Consider the following 15,328-nt stretch of genomic DNA (forward strand, 5'->3'; position numbering starts at 1 on the left):
GCGGCCTCGGGCGAACGGCCGAGGTCTAGGCTGGCGGGATGGAGATCCAGGGGCTGCCCGGCCGACTGCTCGCCGAACTGGGGCCGGCCATCGCGTCCGGGGAGCTCCCCGAGGGCGCGGTGCTGCGCGCCGAGGAGCTGGAGGAACGGTTCGGGGTCTCCCGGACGGTGGTCCGCGAGGCGGTCCGGATCCTGGAGGGGATGCACCTGGTGGCCTCCCGCCGCCGGGTCGGCATCACCGTGCAGCCCAAGTCGGACTGGGACGTCTTCGATCCGCTGGTGATCCGCTGGCGGCTGGCCGGCGCCGACCGGCCCGCCCAGCTGCGCTCGCTCGGCTCACTGCGGCTCGCGGTGGAGCCGGCCGCGGCCGCGCTCGCGGCCCGGCACGCCACCGACGACGAACGGCGCCGCCTCAGCGCGCTGGCGGTCGAGTTGACGATGACCGCGCGCGCCGCCGACCTGCCCACCTTCCTCCAGCACGACATCGACTTCCACGCCACGGTGCTGCAGGCCTCGCGCAACGAGATGTTCGCCCACCTCCGGGAGACCGTCGGTGCGGTGCTGACCGGCCGGACCGAGTACCATCTGATGCCCCATCAGCCCGAGCCGTACGCGATCCGGCTGCACCGCGAGGTCGCCGAGGCGGTCTGCGCGGGGGACGCCGAGCACGCGGAGCGGGCGATGCGGACCATCGTCGAGGGCGCGCTGGCCGAGCTGAACGAGCAACTCGACTGACGGGCGGCTCCACCGGCGGGGCGGGTGGCCCGGGATCCGGTGGACTGTTCGACACCTTCCGGGCCGGATCGAACGATTTGATGTCGGTTCGGGGGATTCGCGCGCATAGTCCGGGTACGACGGGGCAGAGTGGAGCACGGGGGGCGTAGACTCGGCGCCCGCCGCGCTCGTGTCCGCCACCCGTCCGCGCCTGGGGGTCGCCCGATGCCAACCGCCCGCCGTCGCCGCCGTCTTCCCGACGAGGTCCGCAGGGCCGTCGTCCGAGCGGTGCTCTGCCTGTCCTTCACCATGGTGGGCATCGTGGTGGCGACGCTGTCCTCGTACGCCGACAGCTGGCTGATGACGCCGGCCCTGATGGCGATGGGGGTGGGGGTGTTCGGAACGATGTGGTGCCTGCTGGAGATCCTGATCTCCCGCCAGGTCGCCGCCCAGCGGATGCGCGCGCCGAACTCCGCCTCCCCGATGGCCGGCAGCCGCGCCCCGGCGGGGTACCCGCAGCAGTCGCCGCCGCGCCCTGCGCAACCGCGGCCCCAGCAGCAGCCGTACCCGCCGTACCAGCAGCACCCGCAGCGCCCCCGCCAGCCGCAGCCGCCCCACCAGCCACCGGCCGGGCCGCCGTACCCGGGCGGCCCGGCGCCGCGTCAGGCGGGGCTCACCACCCGGTAGTGGGTGGTGAGCCGGCCGTCGTCGTCCAGCAGGTGGAAGGCGAGCATCGGCGGCTGGTCGAAGGCGATGCCCGCGCCGCCCTCGCAGGGCATCGTCACGGTGGAGACCACGCCCGGCGCGACCAGTACCGGCAGCCCCGCGAAGACGGTGGCCGCCGCGGTGTGCGCGTGGCCGCAGAGCAGCGCCCGCACCCGGGGGTGGCGGCCCAGTACCTCGGCCAGCCGCTCCTCGCCGAACTGCCGGATCGGGTCCACGTACGGCAGGTGCAGGGTGACCGGCGGGTGGTGGAAGGCCACCAGGGCGGGCAACCCGGTCCGCCCGGAAGCGAGTTCGCCGTCCAGCCAGTCGAGCGTGGCGTCGTCCAGCAGGCCGTCGTGCCGGCCGGGGATCGAGGAGTCGAGCATCAGCACGTCCACCCCGGGCAGCGCGTGCAGCCGGTTGACCGGGCCGCCGGACGGCGCCTCGCCGAGCAGCACCTCCCGGTAGGGCTCGCGGACGTCGTGGTTCCCCGGGCAGACCAGCACCGGGTACCGGGAGGTCAGCACCTTCGCGACCTCCCGGTACTCGGCGGCCAGCCCGTGGTCGGCGAGGTCTCCGGTGACCAGCACGGCGTCCAGCGGGCCGGGCAGCGCGTCGAGGTACGCCACCACCTGCTCGGCCCGCCGCCGGGCGCGCTCCCCCGCGTCGCCGCGGTGCTCCTGGCCCAGGTGGATGTCACTGAAGTGAGCGATCGTCAGCATGGCCCCCACGCTACGACCGTCACGACGAGGCCGGAACCTCCGCCGGGCGCTTGAACATCCGAGTGGCGGTGATCTCGCCGTGGATGGCCGGGCCGTCCGGGTCCTGCGGGGCGGGCAGGCCCGGCCGGAGGTGCTCCTCCACCGAGATGTACTTGAGGCCGGCCCGCAGGTCGGCGTCGTTGCGCAGCCGGATGACCAGCGGGAACTCGGCGAGCGCGGTGGTGTCGAACAGGCCGGTGGTGTAGATCAGCTGGACGCCGAGGGCGTCGGCCACCGCGCGCTGGAGCTCCAGCAGGTAGGTGGCGTTGGCGCGGCCGATCGGGTTGTCGAGGAACAGCGTGCCCGCGTGCCGCAGCTGGGACTGGCCGCGGTCGTTGGCACGCAGCGCCGCCATCGTGCAGTACAGCGCGATGGCCGCGGTGAGCAGCTGGCCGCCGGAGAACACGTCGGACATCTGGCCGACGCTCACCCGCTCGGCGCGCAGCACCGCGTCCGGCTTGAGGATCTCGACGGCCACGCCCTTGGGGCCGATCGCGGCGGCGACGCCGCGCAGCAGCAGGGACATGCCGTCGCGGCGCAGGTCGCTGTTCTTGCGGACGGCGGCGCGGGTGGCCTCGTCGATGACCTCGCCGAGGCGCTCGACCAGGCTCGCGTGGTCCGGGTCCTCGAAGCGGATCCGCAGGAACTCCTGACCGGACCACTCCCCCAGGCCCTCGGGCAGTCGGGAGAGCCGCTGGGCGGCGCGCAGGGTGGCCAGCGAGGACTCGACCAGGCCGCGCAGCCGGTCGACGATCGAGCCGCGGTTGCGTTCCAGCTGGGCGAGTTCGTCGGTGAGCACGCGCAGCCGGGGGGCGAAGGCGGCGGCCCAGTTGGCGGCGTGGTCGGGCAACGCGGAGGCGGGCAGTTCGCGGATCTGCTGGCGGGCGGGGGTGCGCACGGCCTCGTAGCGGGCGGCGTTGGCGTGCCGGACCAGGGCGTCCGAGGCGTCGCGGACGGCGAGTTCGGCGGAGGACAGCTCGCCGGCGGCGGTGCGCAGGGCGCGGCGGGCCTCGGCGGCGGCGGTGCGGGCGTCGGCGAGCGGGCCGAGGTAGGGCTCGACCAGGGTCTCGGAGTCGTCCTGCTGCTCGCGCAGGCCGTCGCGGAGCTGGCCGGCGTGCTCGTCGAAGTCGGCGGCGCCGGTCTGGGCGGCGTCGAGGGTGCGCTGGAGGTCGGCGTGCGCGGTGCGGGCGGTGTCGACGGCCTCACGGCGTTCGGCGAGCCGGCTGGTGGCGCTGCGCAGCAGGGTCTGGGCGTGCTCGGGGTCGGTGGGGACGAGGTCCTCGGGCAGCTCGGTGTGCGCCTCGCCGTCGGCGGGGGCGGAGCGTTCGGCCTCGCCGCGCAGCCGGCCGAGCTGCTCGCTGGCGGCGGCGGCGCGGGCCTCGATGGTGGCGACGAGTTCCTCGGCGCGGGCGGCGGCGGCCTGGCGGGCCGGGCTGTCGGCGCCGTCGGGGCTGTTGAGCAGTTCCTCGGCGCGGCTGCGGACCTTGTTGGTGAGGCGGTCGAGCTCGGTCGCGGCGGCGGCCTCGTCGCCCTCGGCGCGGGCCTGCTCGGCGCGCAGGTCGGCGCCGACGCCGACCTTCTCGTAGAGCTGGGCGGCGGAACGGTAGGCCTCGCGCAGCTCGGGCAGCGCGGCGGGGGCCGTCTCGGCGGGCTCGTCGGACTGCTCGGCGGCGGAGATCTCGGCCCGTTCGGCCCGCAGCGCGCGCCCGGTGCGGCGGGCGTCGTCGGCGGCACGCTGAACGGCGCGGCGGTCCTCGTCGCAGGTGCGGGCGCGTTCGGCGCAGACGGCCTGACGGCGGTCGCACTCGGCGGCGTCCTCGGCGAGTTCGCGCTGTCGGCGGCTCCAGTTGGCGCGCTCGCGCAGCCGGAAGGCGAGGCCGGAGAGGGCGTCGGCGCGGCGGCGGGCGCGCTGGGCGACCTCCCGGTGCTCCTCGTGGGCGACGGCCGCGGCGGCGTGGTCGGTCTCGGCCTCGTCGTGCTCGGCGCGCAGGGTGGCGAGGGCGGCGGCGGCCTGCTCGGCGTGCTCGCGGGCGGCCTCGGCGGCGCCGGCGAGTTCGGCGAGGGTGCCGGGCGGGCAGCTGGCGTGCCAGGAGGCGAGGCGGGCGGCGAGCGCGCGGTCGCCGCCGAGGCGGGCGGCGAGTTCGCGGATGTGCTCCTCGCGGGCGGTGGCGCGGGCGCGCAGTTCGCGGCGCTCGTCGTCGGCGGCGGACTCGTCGTGCATGGCCGGGTTCGGCGGCACCAGGAAGAACGCGGGCTCGTCGGTGATCGGGGCGATCAGCGAGGCGGCGGCGCCGACGGCGACGGTGGAGCGGGGCAGCAGGGCCGCGGAGCGCAGCGCCTCGCGGGCCCAGTCCAGGGAGTTGGGGTCGGTGACGACGACGCCGTCGACCAGTTCGGGGCGGGCGGCGAGGATCGCCTCGTGGTCGGCCGGGTCGACGGACTGGGCGAGGTAGCGCCAGCCGGGCAGTGCGGGGATGCCGTGCTCGGCGAGGTACTCGACGGTGGCGAGCACGTCCGGGCCGGGCGGCAGCAGGCCGCCGTCGCCGAGCGCGGCGAGGATCCGGGAGTCGTCGGCGGCGGCGGTGCGCAGGTCGAACAGGGTGCGTTCGGCGGTGGCGATGGCCTCGTCGAGCAGTTCGCGCAGGTACTCGGCGTTGCGGTCGAGGACGGCGGGGGTGAGGAAGCCGGCGTCCTCCTCGGCGCCGTCCTGGTAGGGGGTGAGCGAGAGCAGGTCGGCGAGCCGGGGCTCGGTGGCGAGCAGGGCGGCGGTGCGCTGCTCGGTGGCGAGCGCCTGGGCGGCGGCCTTGCGGGCGTCGGTGGCGCGGGCGGCGGCGAGCTCGGCGCGGCCGGTGGCCGCGGCGGTCTCGCGCAGCCGGGTCGACGCGGACTCGGCGGCGGTGCGGGCCTGGGCGAGGGCGGCGGCGGCGGACTTCTCGACGTCGGCGGCGTGCAGGGCGGCGCGGGCCGGGTCGACGTCCCCGTCGGTGTCGATGAAGCCGGCCTCGACGGCGGCGGCGGTCTCCTGCTCGACCTCGGCGAGGCGCTGGCGCAGGTGCTCGGCCTCGCTGCGGGCCTTCTGGGCGGCGGTGGCGGCCTCGGTGGCGTCGGTCTGGGCCTTGGAGCCGTCGGCCTGGAGTTCGGCGGCGCGCTGCTCCTCGGTGTCGGCGCGCTCCTCGGCCGCCGCGGCGGCGCCCTCCAGGGCGCGGGCCAGGGCGGTGGCGGCGCGGGCCCGGGCGGCGAGCGCGGGGGCGGCGTCCAGCTCGGCCTCGCGGATCGCGGCGGCGACCCGGCTCACCCGGTCGGCGGCGGCGCGGTGGCGCAGCACGGCCTCGGCGGCCTGCCAGGCGGAGTGCAGGGTGCGGGCGTCGGTGAGTTCGCGGCGCAGCGCGGCGGCCTCGGAGGTGGCGGCGGCCAGGGCCAGCGAGGCGTGCCGGTGGGTGAGTTCGGCGGCGATCAGGGTGTGCCGGGTGCGGTCGCTCTCGGCGGCGGTGACGGCGCCCGCGGCGGCGGCGACCTCGACCGCGAGGTCCTCGGCGCGGTCGCGTTCGGCGGCGGCGCGGGAGGCGAGGGCGTGGGCGAGCCGGCGGGTGCGGCGTTCGGCGGTGCGGTGCGCCTCGCGGACGGTCTCGCGGGCGGTGGTGGACTCGGCGATCCGCTCCAGCAGTTCCAGGGAGCCGGCGGTGAAGTCGCGTTCGGCGGTGAGCTCGGAGCGCAGGCCGAGCTTGGCGGCGAAGCCGTGGACGAGGTCGGCGAGCCCGTCGGTGTCCCGGGTGTCGGTGACGGCGCGCAGCAGCAGGTCGGTGAAGTCCTTGTCCTGCTTGACCGCGAAGAGGCCGGCCGCCTCGCCCTCGTCGGCGTTCATCTCGCGCTGGTAGCGGAAGAGTTCGGGGTCGAGGCCGAGCTCGCCGAGGTGTTCGGTCCAGCGGTCGTGGCCGTCCTCGAAGACCAGGTCGAGGTGGGGGTGGGCCTTGCCGGCCTCGGTGAGGGCGTCGCGGAAGCCCTTCATGGTGCGACGGCGGCCGCGGGCCTTCTGGTCGCCGGCCAGGCTGACCCGCTCGGCGACCGGCAGGGAGTCGAGGGTGAGGCCGGCGCCGGGGCGGAAGGAGTACCAGGTCTCGGCGAACTTGCGCGGGTCGGAGGAGACCTGGCGGCCGCGCCACTCGCTGACCTTGCCGACCACGATCAGCTCGCCGGTGACGGTGTGCTGCCACTCCAGGGCGACGTGGCCGCAGTCGTCGGCGAGCAGGAACTTGCGGAGCACGCCGGAACTGGCGCCGCCGAGGGTGTTGCGGTGGCCGGGGAGCATGACCGAGAAGATCAGCTTGAGCAGGACGGACTTGCCGCCGCCGTTCTCCAGGAAGAGCACGCCGGCCGGGGCGGGGCGGCGGACCGGGCCCTCGGTGTCCTCGCCGAACAGGCCGATCTGCTGGGGAGCCGGATCGGTGACGGGCTCGCCGACGCCGCGCAGGTCGAGCACCGTGTCGGCGTAGCGGGCGCCGGCCGGTCCGATCGAGTAGAGGCGGACCCGGTTGAGCTCGTACATGTGCGGCGGTTCTCCAGGAGGCGGGTGGGTCGGAGGATCGGAGGTGCCGGCGTGGGGGCGGGGGTGCCGGCGGGGTCGCGGTGCGGCCCGGGGAGGGTCGCGGTGCGGCCCGGGGAGGGTCGCGGTGCGGCCCGGGGAGGGTCGCGGTGCGGCCCGGGGCTAGAGCGAGTGGAACGGCAGGCCGGCGTCGGCGACCAGGTCGTCCCCGGTGTCCGGGGGCAGCAGGGAGGCGGTGCCGTCGGAGACCGGGACGACGCCGAGGTCGAGCAGTTCGGCCATGGCGGCGGTGCCGGCCAGGTCGCGGACCTGGAGCTGGTAGCGGGCGGTGGTGCGGTAGGTGCCGCCGGCGTCGTCGGAGACCTTCTGCAGGAACCCGGAGTCGACCAGGAACAGCACGGCCTTGGCGACGATGCCGATGGTGGAGCCGGAGAGCCGGCGGGCGTCCTTGGTGGCGCCGGTGGCGGTGCGCCGGGCCCAGACCCGCCAGGCGGCCTCCAGGCCGGGGGCGTCGCTCTGCGGGTCGGTGTTGTCGCCGTCGGCGGCGGCCTGCTCCTCCAGGCGGCGGCAGGCCTGGCGGACGAAGGAGTCGATGCCGTTGACGGTGATCCGGCCGAGGTAGCCGTCGTCGGCGAGGTCCTCGGGGCGCGGGAAGGCCATGGCGGCGACGGCCAGGTGGGCGAGGCCGTGCAGGAAGCGGTCGGTGGACTCGGAGGCGGCGCGGCGCGAGTAGTCGCCCATCCGGACGGCGAAGAGGGAGTCCTCGGCGGCGGCGACGGCCATGCCGGCGCGCGGGGAGACCTCCAGCACGACCAGGCCCATGCCGGTGGCGACGGCGTCGGCGAGACGGGCGAAGGGCGGGTCCTCGCGGTGGCGGCGGACCAGTTCGGCGTACTCGGCGTCGCGGGCGGGGAGCAGCTTGGCCTGGAGGCCGAAGGAGACCAGGCGGGCGGCGTCGGCGACGTCGGCCGGGGTGATCGGCGCGGGGGCGGCCGGTTCGGTCTCGGGCGCCCAGGACGTGTCGTGGTGGGTCGTCACGGGCGGTGCTCCTCGGGGCGTTGCGGGGGTGCGGGTGGGTGGGTGCGGGCGGGTCGGCGTCGGCCCGGACGGGGGTCAGCCGGCGTCCTTGCGGTCGGCGGCCATCCCGACGGCGTCGAGCAGGGCGCTGCCGACGATGAGGTCGGCGCCGCCGAACTCCCGGTCGTGCAGCGGAGTGCCGTCGTCGACGGCGAAGAGCAGCCGCTCCTCGCCCTGCCGGTAGGCGGTGCCGACCGGCGGGCTGGCCGCGTGCACGGCCAGCAGGGCGACCAGGTACGGGAGCTCCGGGTCCTGCGCGCGGGCCTCGGCGAGCAGACCGGAGAGCCGGCGGGGCGCGTCGGCGGGCAGGTCCAGCAGGTCGAGGGCGGCTTCCAGCTGGGCCTCGGAGAACCGGCTGTCGTCCGGGGTGGCGACGAGGTCCGGGTCGGGCAGCTCGGCGCCGAGGTGCTCGCGCTCGACCGGCGGGGTGAGCAGCAGGTCGACCAGGTCGGCGACACGCACCGAGACGGGCGTGCGCAGGCCGGTGCCGCGGGCGAAGAACGCGCCGGTGGGGCGGACCGCCTGGGCTATCGGCAGCCGGAGCACCGGGGCGAGCAGCTGGCCGTAGAGGTCGATGCCGCTGCGGGCGCCGGGGGTGGCGAAGGCCTGCCGGTCCTGCTCGGCGCGGAACAGCGGGCCGGCCTCCAGGAGCCTGGTCTGCAGCTGGGTGTGGCGGCGGATGCAGTCCTTGACGATGTCGACCAGCTCGGCGGCCCGGCGCTTGTGCTCCGGCTCCTCGGCCTCGTCGCGGGCCTTGCGGATGTTGGTGAGGATCGCGTTCTCGTGCCGGTAGCGGTCGGCGATGTGGTCCAGCGCCTCGTCGATGAGGTCCGGGATCGCCCGCATCCAGTCGACGGCGCGGACGTTGCGCCGGGTGGCCTCCAGCGCGCGGCGCAGCGTCTCGGCGTACTGGACGGTGCGGTAGCGGGCCTGCTCGGCGGCGAGCTGGGCGTCGGCCAGGCGGCCGCGCCGGATCAGCACCTCCAGCTTGACCTCGGCGGCGATCTGGGCGGAGGTGACGTCGGTGTCCAGGGCGCCGACCAGGACGTTGACCGCCTCGTCGGTGGTGCGCAGGTAGACGCCGCCGTCGGGGCCCGGGACCTCCTCGATCAGCTTGAAGTCGTAGTCGCGGCGGACGTACTCGCCCTCGGCGCTGAAGGTGCCGTAGACGGCGCGGAAGCCGCGGTCGACGCTGCCGACGTTGATCAGCGACTCCAGCACCCAGCGGCCGACCCGCTGGTGCTCGGCGGTGGGGCGGCCGGGCGCCTGGGCGGCGACCCTGGGCAGCAGCCGGGCGAGCACCAGCTCGCGGTCGGCGCCGGTGTCGAAGTCCATGTTGAGGGTGACCAGGTCGATCGCGGCGAGCCCGACCTCGGCCATCGCGTAGCCGCCGTACTCGCCGGCCAGCATCACCTTGCGGCTGTCCAGGTCGTGCAGCGGGGCGGTGCAGGCCAGCGCCTTGAGCCGGCGGGCCAGGCCCTCGTCGGCGGCGGGGCCCTGCGCGGGCCGCGCGGCGGCGACGGCGGACCCGGCGGGCGGCCGGGGGCCGTGCTCGGTGGGCTGGTCGGCGATGACGGTCACGGGGGACAAGACTAGAGGCAGGGGCCGACATCGACCGAAACGGACCTTTCGGACAGCCACCCGGGCGGGGTCGGGGGCGGGGTCCGGGCAGGACCGGGGGCGGGGCGGGCGACGGGGTGCGGCGACCCCGAAGGATGGGTTGAACGCGTTCAATTTCAGGGTCTAGAGTCGTTCCCGAGCAGGCGGGAGAAGCCCGGCCTGCCTCCTCGGCATGTCCTCGACATGCCGCCGGTCCGGGGGTGGACGCAGATGAACGACGCGACCGACGGCGAACGGGCGGCCCTGCGGAAGGTCCGGCGATGGCTCCGGATCTTCGCGGTCTGCCTGGTCCTGAGCGGACTGACGGCCTTCCCGCTGGAGAGCGAGACCCGCTGGCTCGCCGAGCTGGCCGCCGGCCCCGGTGACCGACCGCTTCCCCGCCCTGCTGGAGTGGATCGAGCGGGTCCGCGACGGCCTCGCCGAGACCAACGCCCACTACCCCTTCCTCGCCTACGGCACCGACTGGCTCGCCTTCGCCCATCTGGTGATCGCGGCGGCGTTCTGGGGACCCCTCCGGGACCCGGTGCGCAACGTCTGGGTGATCCGCTGGGCGGTGCTCGCCTGTGCCGGGATCATCCCGCTGGCACTGATCTGCGGACCACTGCGGGGCATTCCGCTCTACTGGCGGTTTGTCGACATGTCGTTCGGGATCGTGGGCGCCGTCCCGCTGCTCCTCGTCCTGCGCGCGCTGCGGCCGCTGGTCGAGCGGGCGGAGGCGGCCGGACACCCCCGGCCGGCCTGACCGGCCCGCCCGACCGGCCCGCGCAGCCGGGCGGAAGAGCGGCGCGCGGCGCGCCCCGGTGCAGGCCCTACCATCTGCCTCAACAGCTGCTGGAAGGCGGACGGGCGTGGCCGATGCGGTGATCGATCTCAATGCGGACCTCGGCGAGGGGTTCGGACGCTGGACGCTGACCGACGACGAGGCCCTGCTCTCCGTCGTCACCAGCGCCAACGTCGCCTGCGGCTTCCACGCCGGGGACCCCTCCACCATGCGCCGGGTCTGCGCGCTGGCCGCCGAACGCGGCGTCCGGATCGGCGCCCAGGTGTCCTACCGGGACCTCGCGGGCTTCGGCCGCCGGGCGATGGACGTGCCGCCCGACGAACTGGCCGACGAGATCGCCTACCAGATCGGCGCCCTGCAGGTCTTCGCCCGCGCCGCCGGCTCCCGGGTCTCCTACGTCAAGCCGCACGGCGCCCTCTACAACCGGGTGGTCGCCGACGCCGACCAGGCGGAGGCCGTGGTCGCCGGGATCCTGTGCTCCGGGGCGGCCGGCGACGGCCCGCTGCCGGTGCTCGGCCTGCCGGGCTCCCGGCTGCTGGCGGTCGCCGAGGGCGCCGGACTGCCGGTGGTCACCGAGGCGTTCGCCGACCGCGCCTACACCTGGGCCGGCACCCTCGTCCCGCGCCGCGAACCCGACGCCGTGATCCACGACCCCGAGAAGGTCATCACCCGCGCGGTCGGCATCGCCCGGGACGGCACCGTGGAGGCCGTCGGCGGCGAACCGATCGCGGTCGAGGCGCGCTCGCTCTGCGTCCACGGCGACACCCCCGGCGCGGCGCAGCTCGCCTGGCGCATCCGCGGCGCCCTCGCCTCGGCGGGCGTGCGGGTGGAGGCGTTCGCGTGACCGACCGCGCCGGGGAGCCCGACCCCGCCGACCCGGCCGGCCCGGAAGCGGCCGACCCGATTGCGGCCGTCGGGCCGGCCGTCCGGCCGGTGGGCGAGCACGCGCTGCTCGTGGAACTCGCGGACACCGCCGAGGTCACCGCCTGGTACGGCTGGCTGCGCGAGCGCCGGGCGGCCGGCGACCTGCCGCCGGTCGAGGAGATCGTGCCCGCGGCCCGGACCGTCCTGCTGGACGGCGTGGCGGACGTCGGCGCGCTGACCCGGCTGCTGCGCACGGTGCGCCCCGGCGCGGCGTCGGCGACCGCCGGGCCGCTCGTCGAGGTGCCCACCGTCTACGACGGCGCGGACCTCGACGAGGTCGCCCGCCGGTGGGGCGTCTCCCCCGAGGCGGCCGTCCGGATCCACACGGAGCCCGAGTACGTGGTGGCGTTCTGCGGATTCGCCGCCGGCTTCGGCTACCTCACCGGCCTGCCCGCGCGGTACGAGGTGCCACGCCACGCCACCCCGCGCACCAGCGTCCCGGCGGGCTCGGTCGCCCTGGCCGGCCGCTACACCGGCGTCTACCCGCACCCCTCCCCCGGCGGCTGGCAACTCCTCGGCCGCACCGCCCTCCCCCTCTGGAACGCCAGCCGTACCCCACCCGCCCTCCTCGCCCCGGGCACCCGCGTCCGCTTCACCCCGCTCCGGGGCGACACCCCATGACGGGCGAGGCCGACGGCACACCACCGGCCGACGCATCTCCGGGAGCACGGGGCGAGGGCAACGCGCCCCCCATCCGCCACCCAGCCCGAGTGGCCACTCCAGCAAGTCACTCCAGCAGGACACCGCCCGCACGGAACGACGTGACCGCCTCCACCAACGCGCCACCCGGACCCCGCGCCCAGGCACCACGACGCCCGGAAGGAACAGCGTGACCGCCTCCACCAGCACTCCACCCATACCCCGCGCCCAAGCGCCGCAGCTCCCTGGAGGGTCGGCGTGACGGGTGCGATGGTGGTGGTGCGCCCGGGGCCGTTGACCACCGTGCAGGACCTGGGGCGGCGCGGGGTGGCGCATCTCGGGGTGCCGCGGGCGGGGGCGCTGGACGAGCCGGCGCTGCGGGCGGCCAACCGGCTGGTGGGCAACGCGCCCGGGGCGGCGGCCCTGGAGACCACGCTGGGCGGGATCGCGGTGCGGGCGTTGCGGCCACTGACGGTCGCGGTGACCGGCGCGCCCTCGCCGGTGCGGGTGGACGGGCGGCCCGCTGCCTGGGGCGCGCCGGTGGCGGTGCCCGCCGGGGCGGTGCTGGACGTCGGTGCCGCGACCTCCGGGGTGCGCGCGTACCTGGCGGTGGCGGGCGGGGTCGCCGTCGAGCCGGTGCTCGGCAGCCGCTCGGCCGATCTGCTCTCGGGCCTCGGCCCGGCCCCACTGGCCGTCGGCGACGAGCTGCCCGTCGGCCCGCGTCCACCGTTCGGGCCGCTGCCGGAGCTGGTGCCGCTGCCCGCTCCACCGGCCTTGCTGGCGCTGCGACTTCGGCTCGGGCCGCGCGCCGACTGGTTCACCCCGGACGTCGCGGACCGGCTGTCCCACGCGACCTTTCGGGTCGCCCCGGCGAGCAACCGGATCGCGCTGCGCACCGAGGGCCCTCCGCTGGCCCGCGCCCGGGAGGGCGAACTGCCCAGCGAGGGCATGGTGCTGGGAGCCGTTCAAGTCCCGCCGGACGGACTGCCGGTGGTCTTCCTGGCCGACCACCCGACCACCGGCGGCTACCCGGTGGTCGGTGTCGTACCGCCCGCCGACCTCGCCGCCGCCGCGCAGGCCCGCCCGGGCACCCCGCTGCGCTTCGCTGTCCTCCCCGGACGTCCGGCTAGCGTCCCAACAGGGCCGAGGCAATGACGCGTTGACGGTCGTCGATGACCGAATCGCCGCCCTCGACGCCCCAGAGGACGTTCTGCAGGACGCGGGCGAGGGTCCAGCGGACGGCCCGGTCGCGGTCCAGGGCGAGGCGATCGGTCATCAGGTCGAAGCGGCGGCGCACGGCGCACGGCAGGTCGCCGGTGGCGGTGAGGTCGGACCAGCGGTTGCCCAGCGCGGGGAGGAGTTCGAACCCCGGATCACCGGCCAGGGGCTTGGGGTCGATGGCGAGCCAGCCGGCGCGGACACCGGGAGCGAGCGGGGCGAGCACGTTGCCGTAGTGCAGGTCCCAGTGCAGCAGCCGGTGGCCCGGCTCGGGCCGGACCTCGCGCAGGGCGGCCGCGAGGTCGGCGAGCAGTCGGCGGTCGGCCTCCTCGGCCAGCCTGCCGCGCGCCTCCGAGACACCGGCCAGCATGGCGTCCGCGACATCCGACAACTTCCGCACACCTGACGGAGCCTGATTCTCAGTCAGTTGCGCCAGCAGCTCGGCGATGACGGCGGTGGCGGCCAGGTCGTCGGGGACGTCGAGCAGGGAGCGCCCGGGGTCGAGGCGCTCCAGCAGCATCGAGCCGGTGGCCGGGTCGTGGTCGAGCAGCCGGACGGCACCCCGGCCGCCCCAGGCGCGCAGGGCGAGCGGTTCGCCGGCCGTCTCCTCGTCCACGGGCTGGAGCTTGAGCACGGCGCCGGTGCCGTCGGCCCTCCGGACGGGCAGGACGAGACCGACCACGCCGTGCGCGGGCGCACCGTCGGGCCGCAGCTCCCAGCGGCCCGCCAGCTCCCGGGCGAGCCCGGGCAGTCGGTCGACCCAGGCGCGCCCCTCCGCCCCGAGGAACCGGACGAGGGAGGCCGCCAATGCCTCGGGCACCTGGATCGGCACGCACACTCCTCACAGCGGATCAAGCACAACGACAGGACGGCACCGACGCTACGCCACCGCGGCGGCGACGGCCCTGGCGAAGCCCTCCGGATTGTCGATCATGATGTTGTGCCCGCAGTCCGGCACCGCGTCGAGCACCACGCCCGCCGCCCGGAGCCCCTCCGCGCCGGCCGGCTCGCCGTCGGCCGCGGGGTGCAGGAAGGTGCGCGGCAGATCCAGGCCGTACAGCTGCTCACGCAGGGACGGCACGGTCGCCCGGCAGCGGTGGACGGCACTGCGGTGGAGCGCCTCGGCGCCCGCGAGCCGCATGGTGGCCCACCAGAACGGGCCCGCCCACCGCTCGACCTCCTCCCGGCCGCCGGCCAGGAACTCCTCCTCGGTGAACGCGGCGATGCCGCTGCCACCCGGACCGCGGGCGGGGGCGACCGGGTCGATGACGGAGTCGACCAGCACCAGCCCGGCGACCAGCCCGGGGTGCCGGTGGGCCAGCGCGATCGCGACCGCGCCACCCAGGCTGTGGCCGATCACCTCGACGCGCTCCGCCCCCGCCGCGCGGACGGCCGCGGCGACGGCGTCGGCGTGCGCCTCCAGTGTGTAGGGGAAGTCGGCGGGCCGGTCGCTGATGCCGAAGCCGAGCAGGTCGAGCAGCAGCGAGCGGTGACCGGCGAGCAGCGGGTGGGCGGCGGCCGCGGCGTAGTAGACGGGCGAGCTGGCGCCGAGGCCGTGCAGATAGAGGCGGACGGGCTCCCGGCCGGGGATCTCCACCCAGCGGATCCGGTCGCCGTTCGGGGTGACGGTGGCATCGCGCACGGTCGTACTCCTCCTGCGGTTCGTCGGGGCGGCGCCGCGGGTCCTCCGGGGCGCCGGAGAGACCATACCTCGAACCCGAGGTATATCAACACCGATATATCGGCGGTCGGATCTGAGAGAGTGGGCCCATGCTGAAGCTCGCGATCCTCGGGTTCCTCCACGACCGACCCCTGCACGGCTACGAACTGCGGCGCCACCTCGCCGCGCTCACCGGGCACGTGCGGCCGATCAGCGACGGCACGCTCTACCCGGCGATCAAGCGGCTGGAGGCCGACGGCCTGCTGGTGCGCGCCACCGAGCCCGGCGCGGCGGCGGCTCCCCGGCACACCCTGCGGCTCACCGACGCCGGCCGGGCCGCCCTGCTGGAGCGGCTGCGCGCCCCGGAGGAGCTGGACGTCAGCGACGAGAACCGCTGGTTCACCGTGCTCGCCTTCCTGCGCCACCTCGACGGCGAACCGGCCGCGCAGGCCGCCGTGCTCCGGCGCCGCCTCGCCTTCCTCAGCGAGCCGGCCAGTTTCTTCTACGACGGCAGCCGGCCGATGGGCGCCGAGGAGGTGGCCGATCCGTTCCGCCGCGGGATGCTGCTGATCGCCCGCGCGACCACCACCGCGGAACTGGACTGGCTGCGCGCCACCCTCGCGGAGCTCGACCGGGCGGCCTGAGCGCACCCGCAAGAACGCCGCGGCCCGCGCCTGCCCCCTGCGGAGG

General features: G+C 76.2%; 12 protein-coding genes and 1 pseudogene. 7 read left to right on the forward strand and 6 right to left on the reverse strand.

The window, feature by feature from the left end; all coding sequences use genetic code 11:
* The first annotated feature begins 38 nt into the window (after positions 1 to 38).
* Together ACFVVU_RS37810 and ACFVVU_RS37815 are read left to right on the forward strand one after the other, a co-directional pair.
* Positions 39 to 734, forward strand: coding sequence for a FadR/GntR family transcriptional regulator (locus ACFVVU_RS37810; RefSeq protein ID WP_387794321.1), 696 nt, complete (start codon positions 39 to 41; stop codon positions 732 to 734).
* A gap of 204 nt (positions 735 to 938) precedes the next feature.
* Positions 939 to 1,400 (forward strand): hypothetical protein, encoded by a 462-nt coding sequence (locus tag ACFVVU_RS37815; RefSeq protein ID WP_380683452.1) that lies wholly within the window; start codon positions 939 to 941, stop codon positions 1,398 to 1,400.
* Here the strand turns inward: ACFVVU_RS37815 and ACFVVU_RS37820 are convergent.
* The 4 genes from ACFVVU_RS37820 to ACFVVU_RS37835 form a co-directional block, all read right to left on the reverse strand.
* A complete protein-coding gene (locus ACFVVU_RS37820; protein WP_387794323.1) occupies positions 1,376 to 2,140 on the reverse strand; it encodes a metallophosphoesterase in 765 nt (254 codons plus the stop codon). The genes ACFVVU_RS37815 and ACFVVU_RS37820 overlap by 25 nt on opposite strands.
* A 19-nt stretch (positions 2,141 to 2,159) precedes the next feature.
* Positions 2,160 to 6,722: a hypothetical protein gene (locus ACFVVU_RS37825; RefSeq protein WP_387794325.1), complete on the reverse strand. Its 4,563-nt coding sequence runs from the start codon at positions 6,720 to 6,722 to the stop codon at positions 2,160 to 2,162.
* A 159-nt stretch (positions 6,723 to 6,881) separates the two neighbouring features.
* Complete coding sequence (locus ACFVVU_RS37830; protein WP_350791373.1) at positions 6,882 to 7,757, reverse strand: hypothetical protein; 876 nt, start codon at positions 7,755 to 7,757, stop codon at positions 6,882 to 6,884.
* Between the two features lie 75 nt (positions 7,758 to 7,832).
* Positions 7,833 to 9,368: a hypothetical protein gene (locus ACFVVU_RS37835; RefSeq protein ID WP_380683460.1), complete on the reverse strand. Its 1,536-nt coding sequence runs from the start codon at positions 9,366 to 9,368 to the stop codon at positions 7,833 to 7,835.
* A 258-nt stretch (positions 9,369 to 9,626) separates the two neighbouring features.
* Here ACFVVU_RS37835 and ACFVVU_RS37840 point away from each other — a divergent pair.
* The 4 genes and pseudogenes from ACFVVU_RS37840 (at position 9,627) to ACFVVU_RS37855 (ending at position 12,915) form a co-directional block, all read left to right on the forward strand.
* Positions 9,627 to 10,158 (forward strand): annotated as a pseudogene (locus ACFVVU_RS37840) (hypothetical protein).
* A 106-nt stretch (positions 10,159 to 10,264) separates the two neighbouring features.
* Complete coding sequence (locus ACFVVU_RS37845; RefSeq protein ID WP_380683456.1) at positions 10,265 to 11,041, forward strand: LamB/YcsF family protein; 777 nt, start codon at positions 10,265 to 10,267, stop codon at positions 11,039 to 11,041.
* Positions 11,042 to 11,100: 59 nt separating this feature from the next.
* Positions 11,101 to 11,742, forward strand: coding sequence for a 5-oxoprolinase subunit PxpB (pxpB, locus tag ACFVVU_RS37850; protein WP_387794332.1), 642 nt, complete (start codon positions 11,101 to 11,103; stop codon positions 11,740 to 11,742).
* Between the two features lie 288 nt (positions 11,743 to 12,030).
* Positions 12,031 to 12,915, forward strand: a complete 885-nt coding sequence (locus tag ACFVVU_RS37855; RefSeq protein ID WP_387794333.1) for a biotin-dependent carboxyltransferase family protein — start codon at positions 12,031 to 12,033, stop codon at positions 12,913 to 12,915.
* On the opposite strand, the gene ACFVVU_RS37860 is transcribed toward ACFVVU_RS37855, so the two are convergent.
* Entirely contained in the window at positions 12,887 to 13,816 is a 930-nt protein-coding gene (locus ACFVVU_RS37860; protein ID WP_387794327.1) for an aminoglycoside phosphotransferase family protein, read from the reverse strand. The genes ACFVVU_RS37855 and ACFVVU_RS37860 overlap by 29 nt on opposite strands.
* A 42-nt stretch (positions 13,817 to 13,858) precedes the next feature.
* Entirely contained in the window at positions 13,859 to 14,620 is a 762-nt protein-coding gene (locus tag ACFVVU_RS37865) for an alpha/beta fold hydrolase (RefSeq protein WP_387794329.1), read from the reverse strand.
* A 128-nt stretch (positions 14,621 to 14,748) separates the two neighbouring features.
* Between ACFVVU_RS37865 and ACFVVU_RS37870 the strand changes: the two genes are divergently transcribed.
* Entirely contained in the window at positions 14,749 to 15,282 is a 534-nt protein-coding gene (locus ACFVVU_RS37870; protein ID WP_387794331.1) for a PadR family transcriptional regulator, read from the forward strand.
* Positions 15,283 to 15,328 lie beyond the last annotated feature (46 nt).

Source organism: Kitasatospora sp. NPDC057965, from assembly GCF_042887135.1.
Classification (GTDB): Bacteria; Actinomycetota; Actinomycetes; order Streptomycetales; family Streptomycetaceae; genus Kitasatospora.